Source organism: Paenibacillus sp. 1_12 (assembly GCF_900114475.1).
Classification (GTDB): domain Bacteria; phylum Bacillota; class Bacilli; order Paenibacillales; family NBRC-103111; genus Paenibacillus_S.
Map to the genome: position 1 here is coordinate 53728 of NZ_FOTE01000009.1, position 19136 is coordinate 72863.

11 protein-coding genes and 1 riboswitch are annotated in these 19136 nt (G+C 47.3%); of the genes, 2 read left to right on the forward strand and 9 right to left on the reverse strand.

The window, feature by feature from the left end:
• Nucleotides 1-12: 12 nt before the first annotated feature.
• The 4 genes from BM210_RS19820 to BM210_RS19835 all read right to left on the reverse strand — a co-directional run bounded on the left by BM210_RS19820 (nucleotide 13) and on the right by BM210_RS19835 (nucleotide 5957).
• Complete coding sequence (locus BM210_RS19820; RefSeq protein WP_091172590.1) at nucleotides 13-981, reverse strand: ABC transporter permease; 969 nt, start codon at nucleotides 979-981, stop codon at nucleotides 13-15.
• 319 nt (nucleotides 982-1300) lie between these two features.
• The gene (locus tag BM210_RS19825; RefSeq protein WP_091172592.1) at nucleotides 1301-3589 is read right to left on the reverse strand and encodes an AraC family transcriptional regulator; all 2289 of its coding nucleotides are present in this window, start codon (nucleotides 3587-3589) and stop codon (nucleotides 1301-1303) included.
• A 346-nt stretch (nucleotides 3590-3935) separates the two neighbouring features.
• Nucleotides 3936-5009, reverse strand: coding sequence for a Gfo/Idh/MocA family protein (locus tag BM210_RS19830; RefSeq protein WP_091172594.1), 1074 nt, complete (start codon nucleotides 5007-5009; stop codon nucleotides 3936-3938).
• Between the two features lie 111 nt (nucleotides 5010-5120).
• On the reverse strand, nucleotides 5121-5957 hold the full coding sequence (locus BM210_RS19835) for an AraC family transcriptional regulator (RefSeq protein WP_091172595.1): 837 nt from the start codon (nucleotides 5955-5957) through the stop codon (nucleotides 5121-5123).
• A gap of 100 nt (nucleotides 5958-6057) precedes the next feature.
• On the opposite strand from BM210_RS19835, the gene BM210_RS19840 reads away from it, so the two are divergent.
• Entirely contained in the window at nucleotides 6058-8388 is a 2331-nt protein-coding gene (locus BM210_RS19840) for an FAD-dependent oxidoreductase (RefSeq protein ID WP_371263512.1), read from the forward strand.
• A gap of 120 nt (nucleotides 8389-8508) precedes the next feature.
• Here BM210_RS19840 and BM210_RS19845 read toward each other — a convergent pair whose 3' ends face one another.
• The 3 genes from BM210_RS19845 to BM210_RS19855 all read right to left on the reverse strand — a co-directional run bounded on the left by BM210_RS19845 (nucleotide 8509) and on the right by BM210_RS19855 (nucleotide 12890).
• Nucleotides 8509-9405 carry an HD-GYP domain-containing protein gene (locus BM210_RS19845; RefSeq protein WP_091172597.1) on the reverse strand — a complete coding sequence of 299 codons (897 nt, stop codon included), beginning with the start codon at nucleotides 9403-9405 and terminating at the stop codon, nucleotides 8509-8511.
• Between the two features lie 197 nt (nucleotides 9406-9602).
• The gene (locus BM210_RS19850; protein WP_177237905.1) at nucleotides 9603-11453 is read right to left on the reverse strand and encodes a FapA family protein; all 1851 of its coding nucleotides are present in this window, start codon (nucleotides 11451-11453) and stop codon (nucleotides 9603-9605) included.
• Between the two features lie 101 nt (nucleotides 11454-11554).
• Nucleotides 11555-11640, reverse strand: a riboswitch (cyclic di-GMP riboswitch).
• Nucleotides 11641-11891: 251 nt separating this feature from the next.
• Nucleotides 11892-12890 (reverse strand): PfkB family carbohydrate kinase, encoded by a 999-nt coding sequence (locus BM210_RS19855; RefSeq protein WP_091172601.1) that lies wholly within the window; start codon nucleotides 12888-12890, stop codon nucleotides 11892-11894.
• A gap of 253 nt (nucleotides 12891-13143) precedes the next feature.
• On the opposite strand from BM210_RS19855, the gene BM210_RS19860 reads away from it, so the two are divergent.
• Nucleotides 13144-13515: a DUF1904 family protein gene (locus BM210_RS19860; protein WP_091172603.1), complete on the forward strand. Its 372-nt coding sequence runs from the start codon at nucleotides 13144-13146 to the stop codon at nucleotides 13513-13515.
• Nucleotides 13516-13649: 134 nt separating this feature from the next.
• Here BM210_RS19860 and BM210_RS19865 read toward each other — a convergent pair whose 3' ends face one another.
• Nucleotides 13650-14390 carry an alpha/beta hydrolase gene (locus BM210_RS19865; protein ID WP_091172605.1) on the reverse strand — a complete coding sequence of 247 codons (741 nt, stop codon included), beginning with the start codon at nucleotides 14388-14390 and terminating at the stop codon, nucleotides 13650-13652.
• A 213-nt stretch (nucleotides 14391-14603) separates the two neighbouring features.
• A complete protein-coding gene (locus BM210_RS36110) occupies nucleotides 14604-19031 on the reverse strand; it encodes an AAA family ATPase (protein ID WP_091172606.1) in 4428 nt (1475 codons plus the stop codon).
• Nucleotides 19032-19136 lie beyond the last annotated feature (105 nt).

The window sequence follows — 19136 nt, forward strand, 5'->3', positions numbered from 1 at the left end:
TACTCGAGTCACCTACCATAGAGAATAGTCGTTGGTTTTCTTAGCTACATAATTAGTTAGTAATATTAACAGGAAGGCGATGATGTTTTTGAACAAGCCCACGGTCGTAGCAAAGCTGTAATCGCCTTTCACAAGTCCTACCTGATACGTATATGTCGATATGACATCACCTACCGAGAGAACCGAGGCGTTCAACAAATTGTAGACCTGGTCAAAATCGTCATTGATGATGCCGCCGACCGCGAATATAAACATGATCGTAACGACAGGCATGATCGATGGCATCGTAATATTCCAGATTTTCCGCAGCCTGCCCGCCCCATCCATATCAGCTGCATCGTACAGTTCTGGATCGACACTCGTGATAGCAGCCAAATAAATGATCGTAGACCAGCCAACCTCCTTCCAAATGGAGGAGAGCACGAGAATCGTACGAAACCACGCTTCACTCGTTACGAAAAAAATCGATTTGTAACCGAGCCCCATAATGATCGCATTGATCAGCCCACGGGTCGGGGAAAGAAATTCAATCACAATCCCGCCAAGAATAACCCAGGAAATGAAGTGCGGCAGGTACGTGATCGTCTGGACCGCTTTCTTGAATATCACAATGCGTACCTCATTCAAAATCAAACACAGGATAATGGGCGCAGGAAATCCAAAAATCAATTTATAGGTGCTGATGATAAGGGTATTCTTCAATACAGGCAAAAAATACAGCCCTGTGAACAGCTCCCTGAAATGGTCTAACCCGACCCATTCACTTTCCGCAACCCCCTTCAGCGGGTAATAATTTTGAAAAGCAATTACGATTCCATACAAGGGCGCATAATGAAAAATAAGGTAGTACGCGATGACTGGGATCAGCATGAAGAAAAAGTATTTTTGTTTCCAATAGAGATTGGTGGCGCTTTCTTTATTAGTCTTATGCTGCAAGCGATTGTTAAGTTTTGCTGTGGGAGCGACCGCATCGGTCTCCATGCCCATTCCTCCTGTTCGAAAATCTGGTCTGTGTCTGATGCCCTTATCGTACGTCCTGAGGTCCACAGCCGACAAGCGTTAATAACTTTACTACTGTGCTGTTTTTTTTACGTCTTTGACCGCATTCCCTTATTTATTCATACAGCAGCCACCGGACTACCTATTTTTTTACCTGTGCATATATTTTTACTTTTCCCACGTTTGGCAGCACTTAAGGTACTTTAAGTGCCTTATATTTCTTGTACCATAAGTGAAAAACAAAAAAACCGTGGCAGCTTACTCACCACAGCTTGGAAAAAGACAGCATACATCAGGCTGGTTAACCATTCAGGCTATCCCGATAACTTTTAGGCGTACAACCAAACTTCTCCTTAAATAATTTGGCAAAATATCGGGGACTCGTATAGCCGAGCTTCTCGGCAATGTCCTTGATCGATAAATCCGATTCCCTGAGTAGACTTTCTGCATGCTTCATCTTGATTCCCGCCAAATGCTCCGAGAAATTCGACCCCATCACCGATTTGTAAATTCGGCTTACATAACTCGAATTCATATGTATCCCCTCACTTAAGGAGGAAAGCGAAATTTCGTTATAAATATTTTGTTCGATATAAGCCAAAATTTGCCGCTCCAGTGCAGTTCCGGGGTCGTTACCCTTAGCGTCCGCTGTATGATAATCCATGATTTGTAACGCAACTTCAGACAGCCAATCCGTTAAGCTTGCAACATTATCTAATTTTCTTCCATAATCCCGGATATCGTAGCCGAGAAAACGCTCCAGATCAATGTCCATGGCAATCGCGCTTGTCCGAATAACCGAAATGGCGTCAAACACCGTGTTACGGCAAAAATCGATATGATACCTTCCCGAAACAAGTCCCTTCAGCACAATATCGAGAATGGAGAATACCATTTCTTTATTTCGGCTGCGAACCGCTGCGGACAGCTGCTCCATAATTTGCAAACCACTGCCGTTTTCCTTACGACCAGGTATCGCCAGTTCTTCATAACTAATTAACGATTGAGCTGGCATAATAAAAGAATAACTCAAACACTCGCACGCTTCCGCATAGGACCGAGCCATGTTGGCGTAACTATGATCGTATTCCTGGCCGAAGCCGAGCACATACTTTCCTTTGATCTGCGTACCAATGCTGCTGCGAATTTCCTCCTTATCCAAGGGCTTGGAATAATTCAGAATCGCCACTATATTTCCCGCATTATCAATCGTTGAGCAGAGCCAATGATCCTCAAGATCCTCAAGATCATGCAGTAAATTGTAAGGAACGATCATTTCATTTCCAAAACCTGTACCCTCGGTATCAAAAACCTTTAAGGCCATACAAGCTGTTTTTTTCTGAGTAAAATGAATTTCGAGCATCTGCTCCATTTGTTTGACATGAGGATCATTCTGATCCATATCCCCCTGCAGCAGCCGCATAATAAACTTATCGCGAATAATCGGCTTGTTGGCTTCCATCTGATGATTCAAATCATTAATAGTATGGGATACGCGGTCTATTACATTGTGAAGCAGCGTATACTCGCTCTTCGTTCCCTTTTCCAGCTGACTTTCGGCATTTCCCAGCTTGAGAATGGTCTGAATCACCCTACGCAAAGGCTTGTTCGCACGGTGAGTTACATAGATAGACAGCAGCAAGCTGACAGATAGCAAAATAATGGTCGTGATAATCAAATAATGAGTTAACTGCTGGGATTTCTGATAGAGCGCATCAATAGAAATAATGGAAACATATCTCCAATTATTGTATTTCGACTTCGAATAGGAAATAACGCTTTGGGTACCCTCGACTGAAGCTTCAAAAGTACCGTCACTCGCATTTTGCAGCAGGGTGCTAATATAATCCTTTTGCTTGAAATTGTGGCCGATCCATTGTTTATCACTATGAACGAGTACATTGCCCGCTTCATCCATAATAAATAAAACTTCTCCGTCTGTGGGTGAGGATTGAATCAAATTATGAATCGCGCTTTCTTTAATATTAATGGCAATGACCGCTTGTCTGTTGGTTGGATTGTCTATTAATGGGATATTCGATAAGTAAGTGATGACCGGCATATTCAATGGCATGGATATTCGGGGAGCCAGCCAACGATTCGGTGTTTCCTGATTTTTCAATACGTCGATCCATGCATCATCTAAGCTTTTTCTGGAGCCTGCGGAATCGAGGTAGGAATTGTATTTATCATTAATATATACATTCCCTGCTGTATACCAGACTTCAACGGACTGCAGGAAGTTCAGCTTATACGGGATGTCCGTAAGATAGTTGCTCACCTCTGCGATCTTGAATCCGTTTCCACTAATATCATGTGTCAGTGGATAGACCAAAATTTCATTGCTTGGAATATCGGAGAAATAAATGTTCACCAGCCGGATGACACGATCGAGAATAGTTTCATCCACCGCATACTTCAGCTTATTGACGTCCTGTGTGCTTTGTCTCATAATCTCCCGATTATAAGCAGTTGAGAAATAATGGATATACAGTACCTGAGGAACCAAGGAAATGATGATCACGAGCAAGATGTTGAAAATAAGAATTCGTGAATAAACGGTATTCATCCTCGCTCGTATATTAAACATGGAACACCCCCTCAGGTTATGGCCACCTCTGGCCCGCAGGATTCAAGGATTATTATACAATATTTTCCGCTGTAGCATCACAAAAAACCTTCCGCATGTCGCGAAAGGCTCGTTCGTAAATACACAAATATTAGCTACATAAGATGAACCAAAGAAACACACAGCCCCAGCGGAGAAAGCGGACCCTTCTGGAGAAACGAAGTGTTCGCCTTTGCAGACGGATTCTTACCCCTATGGGGCTAAGAATCAAAAGAATCTGGCTGCAACAGCGATTGGAAGAGGGGTCTGCTTTCGCAGCGCCTCTTTGCTGTCATGATGTTTAGTTCATCTTATATAGTGAAGCAGCTTACAGCTCGGGAATAAAAATATCGACTTCCCGCTTCAGCTCACTTGAACGCAATATACCATCAATAATTGCCTGATTACGGATAATTTCGGAGCCAGGAATCGGGGCGGGCCGTCCCTCTTGGATCGCAGTAACGAAATCACGTACTTTTTCATAAAAAATACTGATCTGATGCTGCTTGACTGGAAAAGCGCTCTCGGTGTGGTGACCCATAATATCATGGAACAGCGATACCGATGTAATCCCACCGTCCCAAGCTCCATTACCGGAAGGGGTAACCTTCAAGCCGGCATCCGTACCCAAAAACAGTGTCGGTCCCAGCGTGTCCATGTGCATAGCCCAGCCAATTTTGAAATTGACAACAAGATCACCTTCAAAGCGGATCATCGCCATTCCGAAGTCCTCAACCTCAAATGCGCTAGCCTGCGGATGATAATGCGGATTCGTACCAAAATGATTGCTGGTCATCGCTGAAACCGTCAGCGGCTTCGGATATCCAAGTGCGTTCAGCACCATATCCAACGAATAACAGCCGATATCGGCTAGCGCACCTGCCCCAGCCAACTGCTTCGAGATAAATGTTCCTTTCGGCATCCCTCTGCGCCGTCCACCGCCCGTTTGTACATAATATACATTGCCTAGTTGACCGGATCGAACGATATCACGAATCATCTGCATGTTCGGATCATAACGGGGCTGAAATGCAATGGAAAGCATTTTTTCGGTTTTTTTGGATGTCTGCACCATGTCAACCGCCTGCTCCATCGTAACCGCCATCGGCTTTTCCACGAGCACATGCTTACCCGCGCGAAGCGAGTCCACACTGATCGAATGATGCGAGACGTTAGGGGTACATACACTGACTCCGTCCAGATCCAATTCCAATAACTTGTTATGATCATCAAACGCCTTGACACCGTTAAGCTCATGCCTGGCTATGAATTCCTCAGCCTTGCCTGGGATGATATCTGCGATCCCAACAATCTCCACATCATTCATTAGCTGATAAGCCTTTAAATGCGCGCCTGCAATATTCCCACTGCCAATAATTCCGATCTTAATTGTCTTTACCACCTATGTCGCCTCCTGTACTAGTAACCAAACTTGATTGATAAGCCAAATTTTATCATGTTCCGGGTATGCTTCCTATTGCGAAAAGGTGACAAGAAGCTTCAACATTGCGACCTACACCCGATGCATTTTACGATAATGGGAAGGGCTTACCTTCATTTTCCTGGTAAATACGCGGCTCAAATAAAAACCGCTCTCATACCCGCAGCGTTCGGCGATTTGCTCTAGCGTCATCTCGGTTTCAAGCAGCAGCTTCTGGGCTTTCTGTATGCGAAGGGTCGTCAAATAATCGATCGGCGTTGTGCCGTGAGCCGCATGAAACTTTCTCGTAAACTGCACAGGGCTTAAATCCAGACTAGCACTCAGCTCCTTCAGGCTAATCGGTTCGTAAGCATATTGCTGCAGCCGTCTGGTTGCTTCCACGATCTTGGAGTCCTTGTCCTTGCGGTCGTCTGCCTGCTGGGAAAAACCACTCTCCATCTGGTACTGCTGCCACAGATCATTCAGATAATGGTCCCACAGCAGCAGCCTTTGCTCATCCGGCAGTCTTGTCAATTGGTGCATATAGGAGTAGGTAGAGGACAGCCGATTATGATCGATAAAAGTAAGCTGAACGGGCGGGGTAAAATGGGATACTTCCTCGTTACGAGAGGATGCTGCATTCGAGCGCACTAGAGGGAATGAGTCTGTTGGCCAGCCAAGCCTAATAAAATGGAACGAAACCGGATCCAACACCTCCCGTTCGAATACAACGCCAGGCGGACATAGAATGGCATCGCCAAATAAGGCGGTCCCAGCTGTCTCTCCGATCCTGTAACGGAAAGAACCATTCTCAACGGCGAACATCACCCATTCCGCATAGCTGTCCTGCCTGAATTGGAATTTGTCCTTCTTGTGCCAATACGCATAGCTGATAAAATAAGGCTTCCATTCCCATAACGGTATGTGCATGTGGCCCCTCCTCTGAAATCACTTGTCACCCTCTAACCCAGCAGCAGCGTTCGATTCTTGAATTACGAAATAAAGGGTATGTCTGATGTATAATCCGTGCATGTTCACCGTAAGTATAGGATTCTATAATGAAATTATAGATATTAATCATTATACTACCGAGGTGATCCTATTGAAAAATGAAACTGTGCAAACCGATATTACTATCGTTGGCGGCGGCTTATCCGGCGTAAATGCAGCTGTCGCAGCAGCCCGCTTGGGCAGGAAGGTAGCTCTGATTCAGAACCGCCCCATGCTCGGCGGCAATTCCAGCAGTGAGGTTCGTGTCTGGGTATGCGGCGCCACCTCTCATGGTGTTAATCGCTATGCGCGCGAAACCGGCATTATGGGTGAGATGTTCGTCGAGAACCAATACCGCAATCCCGAAGGCAATCCCTATTTATGGGATATGGTCGTGTTGGAAACCGTTTTGGCTGAGCCGAATATCCAGTTGTTTTTGAATACGGATGTGCATGAGGTCGAAGCGTATGGTGCTGAGGATGACCGTCGGATTGCTTCTGTCACAGGCTGGATGATGGGCTCCGAACGGAGAATTCGTTTTGAAAGCGAGCTATTTTTGGACTGCACGGGCGATGGGCTGGTAGGCTTCCTTGCAGGGGCGCAGCACCGGATCGGCCGTGAGGCGAAGAGTGAATATAACGAGGATTGGGCGCCTGAGGCCGCTGATAATATTACACTGGGCAGTACACTGTTATTTTATACCAAGGATGTCGGTCATCCGGTCCGATACGTACCGCCGAGCTTTGCCAAGGATATTGCAGCCACGACCATTCCGCTCAAAAGGGTGATCCGCAGCGGCGACAACGGCTGCAGCTACTGGTGGATCGAATGGGGCGGCGAGCTGGATACGGTGCATGAGAATGAGCGTATTCGCGATGAGCTGTGGTCGGTCGTATACGGCATCTGGGATTATATTAAAAACTCCGGACAATTTGAAGCCGAGACGATGACATTGGAATGGGTCGGCTCGATTCCCGGCAAACGCGAATACCGCCGTTTTATCGGTGATTACGTGCTGAACCAGAACGATATTCTCGCGCAGCGGGAGTTCGAGGACCGGATCGCCTTTGGCGGCTGGTCGATTGATCTGCATCCCCCAGGGGGCATGTACGCGACGGAAAGCGGCTCGAAGCACCTGCATCCCGATGGGATTTATCATATCCCATTCCGTTCGTTGTACTCCGTCAACGTGTCGAATCTGATGTTCGCCGGGCGCAACATCAGCGCCTCGCACGTAGCCTTTGGCACGACGCGCGTGATGGCCACATGCGCGGTCATTGGCGAGGCCGCGGGTACCGGCGCGGCCCTCGCCGTGCAGCACGGCGTGACGCCACGCGCCGTGTACGAGCAGCACCTGACGCAGCTGCAGCAAACGCTGCTGCGTCAGGATGCCTCGGTCATCGGCCTGCGAAGCAGCGATGACAGGGATCTCGCGCGCCGTGCGAAGCTCACGGCGTCGAGCACATTGCGACGGCTGGCGGTCGAAGACGCCGCGGAGCCGTGGTCACTGCAGGGCGGGGACGTCGCCCTGCTGGTGCCGGTGGCGCCGGAGCTGCAGCGAATTGAGCTGCTGCTCGACGCAGCGGCGGCAACCAAGCTTGAAGTGGAGGTGTGGAGCACCGGCCGCGCAGAGAATTATATCCCGCATCGGCTTGAATTCAGCGGCTTGGCTTCCATCGTATCCGGTAAACAGCAATGGGTCAGCATTCCGCTGGAGTGGAAGCCGATGGCTGCACAGCATGGTTTTATTATTGTCAAAGCCAACGAGCATGTGACACTATATGTATCCCATCAGCCACAAACCGGCGTGCTCTCGTTCATTAAAAATACGTCAACGACGACCTCTATAGACTTCAGCAATCATGATCCGGAGCAGCCCGTCGTGTTATGGAGTATGAAAAAGCTGGTGCGCAAGCCATTTTGCTTCCGCTTGTATCCGGAAACGTCCGCCTTTGAGGTCGATCATGTAACCGATGGTTATATCCGAACTTACGGTGAGCCCCACATGTGGCTCTCTGAGGCTCTGAACCCAGCTGGAACCGTCCCTGCTTCCCTTGAGCTTTGTTGGCCAGAGCCTGTGCAGATTAGTGAAATCCACCTTACATTTAATGACGATGTGAATGAGGATCTGATTAATTTGCATCATCATCAAACGTCGTTTCCAATTATACCCGAGCTGGTTCGGGATTATCGTCTGGAAGCCTATGTGGACGGCCAATGGGTAATCGTGCATGAGGAACAAGCCAACCGAAAACGCAAGCAAATCCACCAACTGCCAGCATCCATAAACACCCATCAGCTGCGATTGGTTATCGAGACGACCAACGGGAGCATGCACGCGGAAGTCATTGAAATACGTGTCTATGGTTAATTCATAAATAAGGCTGTCCCCATGCAAAGCACCAGCTGTAACCCGAAAGATAGACGCTTTGAAAAAGTATCCTTACGGGTCACAGTTCAGCATATGCTGGAGGACAGCCTTTTTATCTGCTTATACCTTAAGCAGCTTCTCGATATATAAAGACGGCTCCTGACTAAGATCAATAAAGCCACCTTCGACTTCAACTAACGGATTCACCGGATTCTTATCATTCAACATTACGATTCTACCTTGCTGACCATCTGATAGAATTACCTCGCATCCTATCAAATAAATCATCAGCTTTTCCATAAAGCTATGCACGACAAGAGGATCCATGGCCCCATAGGCATGTACCCACATGTTTCTTAATACCTCATACAAAGGCAGCTCTTCCCTGTAAGCTCTTTTCGAGGTCATCGCATGAAACACATCCGCAACAGCCACAATTTTACTCCATGGATCCATCTCGGAGCCTTTGATGCCGGAAGGATATCCACTGCCGTCTTCGCGTTCATGATGCTGCAAGGCTACAAGAGCAACTCGAGTGTCCACTTCGGATTGACTCATCAAGCAGGCGTAGCCAAGCTCAGGATGACGCTTCATTTGTTCATACTCCTCACTCAGCAAACGTCCAGGCTTCTGCAAAATAACAGGGGAAACAAATAGCTTACCCACATCATGCAGCATCCCTGCCATCGCCAGTCGAGGAATCTCATCCTCCGGAAGCTGCATCCATCTTCCGATCATCGCAGCCATCATCGCTACGCCCGCGCTATGTCGATACGTATAATCATCTACCTGCTGGATATTGAGCATAAATCCAATAATCCCAAAGTCTTTGGACAGGTCACATAGGGAAGGAAGTATGGTTTGCTTGATCTTCTCAAATGGAATGTAGCCACTGTGCTCGATTTCTGCAAAAATCTGCTTTACTTCCAGTACGGACTGATCCATAATCTGTTCCATTTCATCTAATGCCGGTTCCAGATCCTCTTGGCTGAGATGAATACAGTGTTCCAACAGCAAACGGCTTGATCTCTCATTAAGCAGCGTCGATGCGGGAAGCAGCAGAGCACTCTGGGATGTATAAATATCCTTTTTAATTCTCCGCCCTTTAAACGCATCGAAAGAATCGGATTTTTTCTTAGATATGACTTTTCCCCCTCTTTAACCTGCATTGGTCAGATTCGCTTCCAAGTAGCTTCGACCTTGTCCTCCTTCCATCAGGGAGTTCGCAGCTGCTGCATGATCCAGAATTTATCTATGGTCTGATTCTCGATGGCATCTAGTAAATCGACGCAAAAGTTATCGATGCATACGCGACCCGAAAACATTTTGCGAATCATGATCTTTTCTCTCGATTTCAATTGCGACAAGGAGCCGGTAACCCCCCCCACAATTGAAGCCGATATCATGCCGTCTGCCTCCAATCGGGAGCCTCTACACACAGCATCATTGTGATAAAATATAATGTTGTCTACAGAACGGAGTTCACTTTGCAGCACGCCTTCCTTGCGGATTAGAATATCTCCTTGTGACTGCAGCATAGAAAGATGGCATTGATCGATATCAATTTGCACGTTGGTTTCTTTCATGTTGTTAATCTTTTCGACGGTTTTTTTTAGATCCTGAATCAGGCTAAGCCAAATCTCTTCGGAACCCTGCGAATACATTTTTGATAAATCAGAGAAAATTTGCAGCTTATCAATCAAATACTGCCAGGCTTCTTGATCCTGGACAGGTATGCTGTGAACATTGGTGAGCAGCTTATGGATCAACTGTGGTATTTCCTTGAATTTATTATCGACCAGCAATTTGACAACTTGACCGAAAGCCGCATTTTGGCCTTTCTGCCTGACCTGATCGGTTAACAGCTTGGCGGCTTCCATCAACAGCGTCAGCTTCACGGACAATGCCTGTGAGCCTTCCCCAATACGAACGATCCTTTCACCACAGTAACCTGCGAACAGCTTGCTTTTAACAACATTGCCTTTAACAATGATGCTTCCCGTAGCTGTCAGCACGGCATTATACACACAGCCAACCACATAAATATTGCCGAGCGCTTCAATCGTCATATTTTCCGTTACATCCCCATATACCATCACATCCCCAGAGAAAACAATATTCCCAGTGCTTAGATTAACGTCACCCGAAACGATGTAAGCGGTTGAAATATCCAAATATAAAATCTGGGTACCGGTTACCCGCGGCCTGCCTTCTTTCATAGCAACAAAAGTATCGTCACGTAGTTCGACATGTTCTCTGGCTGCAATGATTACGTCATGCGGTTTGGGGGGAATCACCAATTGACGGTACACATTGTAGCCTGTAATACCTTCTATAAGCGGAATTTTTCGGGCAATAACCTGACCTTTACGTACAGAGGGAATTTTGAGCGAGTTTCGATAATCAATTCCACCATCGACCTCCATGAAGCTTCTTTCTACCCCTTCGGTGAAAAACAGCTCCATTCGTGCATCCTTACCCGGTACAGGGTAGCTGCCTTGAGCAACGAGGACAGGTTTAAAGGTAGGTGTCTGCAGCTCTTGATAAATACTCCCGATATCCAGATTGTGCGAAATCGATTGAAGGGCCAACTCCTGTGTCACATCAGCCAGCTCCAATTTTTGGATCAGCTCTCCAGTCTCCCGATCCAGCTCAAGTGTCACTTTAGAAGCCGGCTCTGTATTTTTCAACCTGGGTTGAACGAGCTCCGTTTGACGTACAATCAGGAACGCCTTCATCTGATCCTCAGATACAAGAATCTGAAACAAGGGCTCCGCTTCCGCTCTCCATTCGATTCGGTCATTACCCCTGACAGTATAAGGGCCCTCTACCACTTGGTCGTTAATGATTAAGCTTATCGGGTATCTGGCTTCGATAACAGGCAGAGCAGCCTTCGCCGTGTCCACTTGAACATGGATGTTGTCATTATGGACCCATATCCAATTCGTATCGTCGTTGCTGCTTATAGGAGCCTTTATCGATTTAGAGGCAGGTTTATTGACATTAGCAGCAGACGTCGGTTGGGACAGTTTCATGTTCTCCGTTTCTTTGATTGGAATGGTCATCCTCTTCTTCCTTTCCATTACCCGAATTCACAAAAAAAGACACCCTCCCGGATTAACGGGAAAGATGTCTCATACACTAAGCTCATCCGTATTCTCCCATTTTCGGTGGCATGGCGACCATAGAAATATCTTCTTTAGGTCCATTGCTTTGCGTCCTTGCCTTTCAGCAAGTTTGCCTTTATCGTATGTGAGTAATTGTTGCAAAAAGATGTGAAAATATAACTAATATCATTTAGAACTAACTACCTGTAAAATATTTACAAATTAATTCTAAAGAACCAATATAACCATGATTATATGACTAAATAGTAACATTTGAATACCAGTTTTACAATTCATTTCTATAAAAATCGGGATTTTTTTGTCGATTCTGCGCGATGAATTAGTACCATGTAGGTATCCTAACATCCTCTTGGAAGCATTCGTGGAATTACGTAATCAATCCTCCAGCCTTTCAAGCTCCTCCATTGTTGGCAAAGCGGCAAACACACCGTGACGCGTTGTCGTCATAGCGCCTGCCTTATTGGCAAAAGAAAAGATCGAGCGAACCTGCTCCTCATCGTTTAATATCGTTTCGATCTGCTCTGGAGTCACTCCACGCTCTGCAAGCTTGAGCAGCATGGCACCGACAAAGCTGTCCCCTGCTCCTGAGGGATCAATCGATTTGACCCGGATGCCCGGAATCGAGGTCATGGCCTGTCGGGTGATTACACAGCAGCCATATTCCCCAAGCGTTACAACAACTGCCTTTGCCCCCATCTCCAGCAGCTGCTGGACACCCTCTGCGGGTTCAAGACCTGTAAGTATCGCCGCTTCTTCCTCATTGACCTTCACGATGTCGGCAGTCCCGATATGGATCCTCAGGTCCTGCCTCATCGTTACTTCATCCGGCCATAAATCGGCACTCGAATTCGGACAGCAGCACGTTAGACCACCTGCCGCCTTAATTCGGCGCGCAGCTGCCAAAGCCGATGTCTGCGACAGCTCCTTCTTCAGAGGAGCAGACCCATAGTGATACACGGCAACGTCATCCAGCCATGTATCATCGAAATCTGCCGTCTTCCGATTCGTATCCATCACATCCGTCACACAGTCTGACGCCATCTTGTCCCCAGACTCTTGCTCATTCTCTTCGCACTGTCCAGTCCAAGCCTTGCTGTCTATGCCCATATTCATGCCGACGAGTGCGGCCTCAACTCCAGCAGCCTCCAGCTCGTTGCGTAAATATAACCCGGACGCGTCGCTCCCGATCTTTCCGATATATCGGGAGTCGCCTCCAAGCTTCGCTATCGCCGCCGCCACATAGGCAGGTGTTCCTCCACTTGCCAGCTGACCCAGAGATGCCATCCCAGTAGGCTGTCTATGCTCTTCCATTCTATATTCAGAAGTCCATAACTCATCGAAGCAAACTATTTTTTTGGGTCTCAATGCAAACATATAGATGCATAGCCTCCAAGATTACTTTTTTTATAAAATAAATTAGGTCTTAAGAACCTCAAGTTTAACTAATCATAGCATAAAACGTTACCAAAGGCACAAGCCAAGCCTATCTTTTTTGATGTTCCTAAATCTTACATCACACAATAGGAGGCAACATTGACAACCGGATCAAACCATAGTACGATTTGGACGAACCAAGTCACAGGTAGACCTTACCTGCATTTTCGTAAAAATAAGGGAGACCGACTGCATGCCTTATTTGCGTTTCAAAGGATTTTCCAACGAATATCTTCACTCCGTTGCTCCTCGTTTAGTAGAGGAATTTGCCCAGCTTGTTCATATCGACAAGAGTATGGTCAAGATTGAGACCTTGCTCACTGAAGCTATCACACAGGTGCCGCTCAGTCTGGAAATTTTGTTATTTCCCAGAAAACAAGAGGTACACGACGCCGTAGCAGCCAGATTTAATCAGATCCTGCGGGAGTCCGGCTATGAGCACGTTCATATCTTTTTTATTTTGTTGAGTCCCTATGTGTATTATAAAAACGGTGAGCCGATAGCCCAACGTCAAGCTGATGAGGACACCGAAATGGCCTTTAAGCACACATTAAAACGATCTTGAATAAGCAGGTTTTTGCAACGTTACTGTTTATATGTTAATAAAAACGATTGTCCATTTCCTTTCAGGAGCTGCGCAATCGTTTTTCTATTTGATTATGGAAACGTATCCAGCTTGCAGCAGACCTATATGTACAGCTATTTCATCTGCGCTTGCAGCCACCGGACAAGCTGATCGCTGGTGAAGCTCCACTGATCAGCAGCCGTAATCCGAGCATTCCCATCTCCTTTCTGTGGACCATAACTGCCAAATTGAGCATGATTGCCACCGGCAATTTCCACATAGCGTGTCTGCTCAGGCAAATAAGCCTTGGCCTGCTCAAGAGCGGTTTGATTCAGTACGCCGTCCTCTGAACCAAATAATGATAGCACGGGTAGTCCGGCTTGACGTAAGCTTCCTGCTTCATCCGGATATGAGGCGAGAAAAAACACTCCCTTCAGCTGCTTGGCATGCTTCACCGCGTAACGCGCTGCCATTACACCGCCAAGTGAGTGCCCGCCTATAACAAATGCTCGTTCTGGGGACGCCTCCATAATTTCAGCCGCCCTGTTTACTCCAAGCACAGCCAAATTTAGAGGCATTTTAACTATCCATGTACGAAAACCTTCATGTGCAAGCAGCTGCGCTAGAGGTGCATAGCTTTCTGGACGAACCAATGCTCCGGGATACAGGACCACATCCGTCTGCATGTCTACTGATGGCTCGAATAGAATCCGGTCTTTATGATCCGTAACCTTAACCCCGCTGCTGTCTCTCATCGCTTCGAGTCCTGCAAATGCTGGCGGATATGGCTTCAGATAGACTCCAGCCGCTATAGCAAGCATCAAGACTAACACTATAGTGACCGTCCATATCGTCTTTGGGGCTCTTAGCTTCATGGTCAGACCTCAATTCTTTACATATATTTACGTTCTATTCTTTATTTTACCCATTTATTCAAGCTTTCTGCAGGCAGCGCAAACAACCGGAAGCCTAATGGCTCCGGAATATGCTGTCTATATTGTGCTTATATGCGCGCTTACCAACTCTTCCTTCAATTAAACTTATCAAACCTATCGTACTCATCCGCTGTTGGCCACCGTCAGCTGGTCCTAGTCTAGAATACGCAGCTCTCTGGCCCGTGCTATCGCCTGTGCTCTTCGTTTGATCCCCAGCTTGCTGTAGATATTGAACACGTGGTTTTTAACAGTCCCTTCTGTTAGGCCAAAATGAAGAGCGATTTCCTTGTTCGATAAACCGGAGGACAACACTCGTAAAATCTCGACTTCACGGGCTGTCAGCGAATCTATCAGTGGCTGTGCAGCATAGTCCTCCATTACATTATGGTTATCCACCTCAGCTTCCGCAGCTGCTGCTTCCATGCGAGGCGCACCCAGTGATTCCAAATAAACCATTCGAGAGAATAGCATGTCGAGCACATCCAGCATTTCCTCCCTAAATACAGATGAAGCCAGATTGTTTTCCAAGTAAAGGATATAGGGATGCCGCATTCCCGGATGAGGGAGCGTCATGCACAATATGGAGCGCGGCATACTCTCGCGAATGTAAGGATCTGTAAAGTATGGACTTGAGGTAGCATCAGCCAGTACGATCCGCTCATCCGTCCGAACCACATAACGGACAATCGATGCAGCGAAAGCATCCTGCTCTGCCTCATGGAGGGTATGGTTTCCTGAAGCCGCCTCTATGGTGAACAGCACCTCTTCAACACTGCTCATCTTTAGCACATATCCTTTTCCTGCACCCGCATAGTGAATCGCTGATTCCAGAAAACGCTCCATTGAACTGCTATTTCCTACGCCGCCAGGCCAACCAGCAGCCTTCCTCATTACCGATTCATCGATGTTTCTAAACAATAAATATTCCCGTTCATCCTCGTCCACTCCGTTTTCATCGATCAGCCTTTCACCTTGTGCGATCCACGATCGCAGCGGCTCTGACGAACCAACTGACTCCATATTTGCCGAAACATTTGCGAACGCAGACAGTCCGGAGTATTGTTCACAAAGCTGCCGGACCTTGGCTATAGCGCCCCAACGTGCATAAGCAGAGCATGCTTCTGCAAGAATGGCATCAGCAGCTTTCAATATTCCAGAGACCCGGTAGAAGCTGGACATCCGCTCGCAAACCAGAGCTTCAATCATCACATTACCTTCCTCACGCGCAGCTGTCAGTGCATTCTCGTAACCTTCGGTCACAGCTAACTTATTGCCCTTGATTCGTATGGTTTCCGCCAATATCAGCAGATAAGCAGCGGACTGTTGTACATCATCCTCAGACCATTTTTTCATCGAGCGAAGCTGCTTGCCAAGCTCTGCGCGAATACTGTTCTGCTCTTCCGAGGGTGCCTCATCATAAAGCGCCGCCAACGAAAGCGATTGGTAAAAATGCTGTTTGCGCAGCTGGAACAAGGTGAGGTGTTTGGAATTAAACTTCGTACGTTTTACCCAGCCAAGCGCTTCACGATAAGATCTATTTAAGTAGGCTATCTGGATTTTACATGTACAAGCATAGAAAGCCTGGTTTTCTTGCGTCACATTGGAAAGCTCTCCGTTCATCAGCTCATCCAGCTCCATCCGAATTCCAGGCTTCCCTTCCAATTCAGCTATATAGCTGCGTGTGATTCGCAGCAAATTCCGTGTAACTTCATCAAGCATAGGCCAAGAAGTTGCTTCGTAGACCGATAGGCATGCTGACAGATCGCGCAAATCACCGGTATGATTGAGAATACTGAGTGATACTGAAAAGCCGGCAAAGGTCAGGTCCCCGGATTCCATTCCATAACGAGCTGATTTTTCAAAATGCTCTACAGCCTTGACAGGATTGCGGTATTGCTCAATGAGGCCTATTCCAAAATGCAGCCGGCATTTAAAGGTCGTATTCTCAAATTGCGCCGACAGCAGATAAGCACTCTCCATGAGTCGATAAGCAAAGCTGTAGTAATTAAATGCAATGCCCTGGATCATGGCATAAGCAACGAGCATAAACGTAAAAGCTTCGTTATTTCCATGCTTCAGCCCATATCGAACGAACTTGGCATATAATACAGCAGCAACTTCGGGATTGGAAATAAAAGCAGATGCTGAGATAGCCATAACCAAATCGGATAATGCCTGGTGCATAGGATCGATATTGATTGGGAGCTCCTGCAGCTCTGCGCCTTTACGCTTCAATGCCCAGAACGTTCTAATCATTTCTTGTCCGAGTACGACTTTGGACGGCTTCGCGGAAATTCTCCAGCCCAGCTCCTCCAGTCCTTTCAATCCAACTGCTACAGCTGTATCTTCTTTCTTTAAATAGGCGTACATAGCTACCCGGATTAAATAAATACCGGAGCGCTGAAGCGGGTCCACGGTATCATCCATCAAGCGCTGCAGCAGCTCCTCCGCACGGGTAGAGTGCCCACAAACGTATTCACATTCCGAAAGCTCCAACAGCAGCCTGTAAGCTAAAGGATCTGTTCCTGATTGATTCTCACCCAGCAGCAGCAGACCGGTTTCCAAAAAATGCTTTGCTACCGCATAAGCTATTGAAGCCTTTGATTTCAATCCTGCCTGAAGGTTATACTCGGCCAGCTTTCTTCGTTCAGTCTGATCCCTTATCTCATTGATCCCCAGATTCAAGTGATGAACGATATCAAAAAGTGCTTGCTCCTCATAACCGGGCTTTGTCTGAAGCTGCAGCATATATCCGATCTTTCCGTGCAGGCTTGCCCGCGCCTCTTCGGGAACTACTGCATATGCCGCCTGTTGAATTCGGTCGTGCATGAAGCTGTACAATCGATCCTCAGCCTGGTCCAAAGCTGTCTCCGATTCCATAAACAACAGGCCCTCTTCCAACAGCGGGTGTATGAGCTCATACATCTCCTGAAGTGGCTTTTCACTTACCAGAGCCGCTGTTGATAAACGAAATCGCTGTCCCATCGCTCCTGCTATCCCAAGCAGATCAATCGTTTCAGGAGGAAGCGTACGGATACGTGCACCAATAAGCTGTAGCACATCCTGATCATCAGGCAGCTCGTTAATAATTCCCTCATCCCATGTCCATAAGGCTTGCTCAACATCAAATATCAGCTTTTTCTCACGATACAAGCTGTCTAACAGACGATGCAAATATAAAGGATTTCCCCCTGTTTTTTGGTAAAGAAGTTTGGCCAGCCGACGCGAGCGAGCCAGCTCTCCACCCAGTACAGAGGCAATCCATTGATTGACCTGCGTGAAGGGTAGAGGTCTCAATGTAATATGCTTTATCCGTCCGGCATCGCTCATATGCGGAAACAAGAACTGCTCGAGCCCTACAGCAGCAGCGTGTTCCTCACCATCCTCATGGCTGCCTGAATCTGCTTCCCCCCGACGTGTACCAATGAGCATAAAACCTTGAATGGTAGCGTCCTGCACCCATTCTCGCAGGATGTCCAGGGTGGCTGGATCGGCCCACTGCAGATCGTCCAAAAACATCACCAGGGGACGTTCTGCGTCGGCAAATATTTGGATGAAAGCGGAAAATAACCAGCGGAAACGGATAACAGCTTCAGCCGGCTGCAAAGGCTCTGCCGGGGAAAGCTCTCCCAGAAGAGGCGTGATCTCTGGAATCAGTTCGGCAATAATGCTTGCCGACGTGCCCAAATCTGCTGCTAACCGACTTTTCCATTGCGTAATATGCTCCGGGGATTCCTGCCAGATTTGTTGAACTAGGCTTCGTAATGCCTGTAGAATAGGCTCATAAGGAATATCGCGATTCATTAAATCGCACTTGCCCGCGATAAACCGTCCTCCCCTTTGCATAATAGGATGCTGCAGCTGTCGAATCAATGTGGTCTTGCCGCTGCCTGAACGGCCTGTAACCCATACAAATGCAGGGCTGCCCCCACGGGTCAGCTTATAAGCATTCCACAACTCGGCCTCTTCCGCCTCACGGCCGAAGAGCCTCTTGGGCAGCTGAAAGCGGGCTGCATCATCCATTTGACCGATCGTAAACGGAGCAATCCCACCTGTCTCTTCTAATAAAGAGATACATTTCTTTAAGTCTGTCAGCAGTCCCGATGCACTTTGATAACGCTCATCTGGAGCTTTGGACAGCAGCTTCATTACGATATCACTGATGGGGCCCTGCAGTTCTGGACGCACCTCACGCAGTGGCTTGGGTACAATTGCCAAATGCGCATGCAGCCAATCCTCCGCACGATCTGCCTGCAGGGGTAAGCAGCCCGCCAGCATTTCATAATAAATAACACCCAGCGCGTATAAATCACTACGTGCATCTGGCGTCCGATTCATCCTGCCGGTTTGTTCCGGTGACAGGTACGCATACCTAAGCTTACGCTCCTCAATGAGCGCTGCGGTCCTGCAATCGTGCTGCAGCGTTATTCCATCCGGACTCAGATCACGGATGATCAATCCCTTCTTATGCATCCGCTCAACCAATTCGGCAAGGGCTACAGCTGTATGTATAAAAAGCTGGATGTCCCATCTCATTCCATCCAACCTCTGGCGCAGTTCACTTCTGTTAATATCCGTCATGGAGCCTCCCTTGTAGTCCTCACACAACTTGAATCCTCTTAAAATCCAACTTTGTCTTTCTTTTATTTTAACATCTTTTACAGCTCCATGTAACTAAAGTTATAG

Coding starts and splice junctions, on each gene's coding strand:
- BM210_RS19840 (WP_371263512.1), top strand. CDS start 6,058: ATGTTCACCGTAAGTATAGGATTCTATAATGAAATTATAGATATTAAT.
- BM210_RS19850 (WP_177237905.1), bottom strand. CDS start 11,453: ATGACCATTCCAATCAAAGAAACGGAGAACATGAAACTGTCCCAACCG.
- BM210_RS36110 (WP_091172606.1), bottom strand. CDS start 19,031: ATGACGGATATTAACAGAAGTGAACTGCGCCAGAGGTTGGATGGAATG.
- BM210_RS19855 (WP_091172601.1), bottom strand. CDS start 12,890: ATGTTTGCATTGAGACCCAAAAAAATAGTTTGCTTCGATGAGTTATGG.
- BM210_RS19865 (WP_091172605.1), bottom strand. CDS start 14,390: ATGAAGCTAAGAGCCCCAAAGACGATATGGACGGTCACTATAGTGTTA.
- BM210_RS19820 (WP_091172590.1), bottom strand. CDS start 981: ATGGAGACCGATGCGGTCGCTCCCACAGCAAAACTTAACAATCGCTTG.
- BM210_RS19825 (WP_091172592.1), bottom strand. CDS start 3,589: ATGTTTAATATACGAGCGAGGATGAATACCGTTTATTCACGAATTCTT.
- BM210_RS19860 (WP_091172603.1), top strand. CDS start 13,144: ATGCCTTATTTGCGTTTCAAAGGATTTTCCAACGAATATCTTCACTCC.
- BM210_RS19835 (WP_091172595.1), bottom strand. CDS start 5,957: ATGCACATACCGTTATGGGAATGGAAGCCTTATTTTATCAGCTATGCG.